We start from the raw sequence: 2,446 nt of genomic DNA, 5'->3' as shown, positions 1-2,446 counted from the left end.
CGGCTGGAGCCCTTCGTCCATACATGGTCGGGGTGACAGGAATTGAACCTGCGACCTCGTCGTCCCGAACGACGCGCGCTACCAAGCTGCGCCACACCCCGATCGTCCCCTCCACCACCGGCCGTAACCGACGCGTGAGGCAACCTCTCAAGGATAGCCGAGGTATCGGGCGCAAGCGAAACTGCACGAGGAACCGAAGAAGACCCTAGACGAGGGAGTCCTTCCACGCCGCATGCAGCGTCGCGAAACGGCCCGTCCCGCCGATGAGCTCCTCCGGCGTGCCGTCCTCCACCACCTCGCCGTCGTGCACCACCAGCACGCGGTCCGCGATCGCGACCGTGGACAACCGGTGTGCGATGATCAGCGCGGTACGTTCCCCGAGCAGCTTCTGCAGCCCCTGCTGCACGAGGCGTTCGCTCGGGATATCGAGCGACGACGTCGCTTCGTCGAGGATCAGCACCGCCGGATCGGCGAGGAACGCACGCGCAAAGCTGATGAGCTGGCGCTGGCCCGAGGACACCCTGCCGCCCCGCTTGTTGACGTCGGTGTCGTAACCCTCCGGAAGCTCGAGGATGAACTCCTCGGCACCTACGGCACGGGCTGCCGACTCGATCTCGTGCCGGGTCGCTTCCGGCTTGCCCAGGGCGATGTTGTCGGCAACCGATCCGCTGAAAAGGAACGCCTCCTGCGTCACCATGACGACGGCGCGCCGCAGGTCCCTCTGCTCGAGGTCCCGCAGGTCCACGCCGTCGAGCGTAAGGCGCCCCTCGGACACGTCGTAGAAGCGGGCGATGAGTTTCGCGAGCGTCGACTTCCCCGCTCCCGTCTGCCCTACGAGCGCCACTGTCTGGCCCGCCGGAATATCGAGGTTCAGGGGCGGAATCACCTGCGGGCCGTTGCCGTAGCGGAAGCCCACGTCATGGAATCCGACGGCCCCGCGGGGGTCCGTCAACGCCACCGGGTTCTTCGGAGGGCGCACGGTCGGAACCTCCTCGAGGAGGCCCGACACTTTTTCCAGCGCAGCCGACGCCGACTGGAACGAGTTGTAGAACATTGCCATCTGGTCCACGGGCTGGAAGAAGCGCTTGCTGTAGAGGAGGAGGGCGAGAAGGGCGCCGACCTCCAGTGAACCGTCCAGGGCGCGGAAACCGCCCACCAGCAGCACCACGGCGACGGTGACGTTGCCGATCAGCACGAGGCCCGGCTGGAAGATGCCGTTCAGGTTGATCGAACGAACCGTCACTTTTCGGTAGTCCTCGGCGAGCTCGTCATAGCGCTCGGCGTTGACGCTCTCGCGACGGAACGCCTTGACGGCCCGGATGCCGGTCATGGTTTCGATGAAGTGGACAATCAGCCTGGCGGAGACCACCCGGGACGCGCGGAAGGCAAGCTGTGAGTGCCGCTGATACCAGCGCGCGAGGAAGAACATCGGCACGGCGGCGGCCAGGATCAGCAGCCCGGTACGCCAGTCCAGCGCGAAGATGGTGATGGCGGTGAACAGCATGAACATGGCGCCGGACGCGAGGGAGCTGATCCCGGAATCGAGAAGTTCACGGAGCGCTTCGAGGTCGGAGGTCTGGCGCGAGATGATTCGGCCCGAGGTGTACTTCTCGTGGAACTCGAGGCTGAGGCGCTGCGTGTGCCGGAACACGCGCAAGCGAAGATCCAGCAGCATGGCCTGGCTCAGCCGGGCCGTCGCCCGCACATAGCCCGCCGTCAGGACCGAGGCAAGGATCGCCGCGACGAGGTATGCCCCGCCCGCCATCCACAGCTGGAAGGGGTCACCGGCAATGAGCGCGGGCAAGGCATTGTCGATGCCGAATGCGATGATGGCGGGCCCGGCAACACGGGCTGCCTGGGAGATCACCACGAGCAGCACCGTCCAGATGAACTGCCGGCGGTTGGGGCGGATCAGTGAGCCGAGCAGCCGGAAGGATCGCGACCGCACCGACCTGCTCTGGGCCCTGCTGAGGACGACGTCGTCCTCATTGTGCACACCGGCCGATGTTGCACCGTGCTGCTGCTCGGGGGCCGGTTCGCGTGCCGGCTCCTCGGGTGGCCTGCCCGCCGTCGTCCGGCTCATGCCAGCGCCTCCTCATCGTTCCGTGCGGATCCGTTCCGTGCGGACTCGTCGAGCGCCGTATCATCGAGCTCCGCGTCGAGATCCACCGGCTGTTCGTCGAGACTCGCAATGACGTAGCGGTAGTGGCTGCTCCGGGCGAGCAGTTCGACGTGCGTGCCGACGTCAGCGATCCGGCCGTCCCGCATCAGCGCGACGCGGTCCGCGAGGGCCACGGTGGAGGGCCGGTGCGCGACGATCAGCGTGGTGGTGCCGTGCAGTACCTCGCGCAGGCGCTCCTCGACCAGTTCCTCGGTACGGACGTCGAGCGCCGAGAGCGGATCGTCGAGCACGAGGACCTGCGGCTTCGCCGCGATGGCGCGGCGG

The 2,446-nt window shown here is 67.0% G+C and carries 1 protein-coding gene, 1 tRNA gene and 1 pseudogene; all 3 read right to left on the bottom strand.

Features of this window, described 5'->3' with window-relative positions; translation table 11 throughout:
- Nucleotides 1–24 precede the first annotated feature (24 nt).
- Nucleotides 25–101 (bottom strand) — tRNA-Pro (locus Y705_RS0107025).
- 104 nt (nucleotides 102–205) lie between these two features.
- On the bottom strand, nucleotides 206–2,083 hold the full coding sequence (locus Y705_RS0107020; protein ID WP_081737866.1) for an ABC transporter ATP-binding protein: 1,878 nt from the start codon (nucleotides 2,081–2,083) through the stop codon (nucleotides 206–208).
- Nucleotides 2,080–2,446 (bottom strand): annotated as a pseudogene (locus Y705_RS18090) (ABC transporter ATP-binding protein); the annotation flags it as partial. The pseudogene Y705_RS18090 and the gene Y705_RS0107020, both read right to left, overlap by 4 nt.

It is taken from the genome of Arthrobacter sp. H41 (assembly GCF_000520535.1).
GTDB lineage: Bacteria > Actinomycetota > Actinomycetes > Actinomycetales > Micrococcaceae > Arthrobacter_D.
This window is presented reverse-complemented; position numbering and strand designations above follow the sequence as displayed.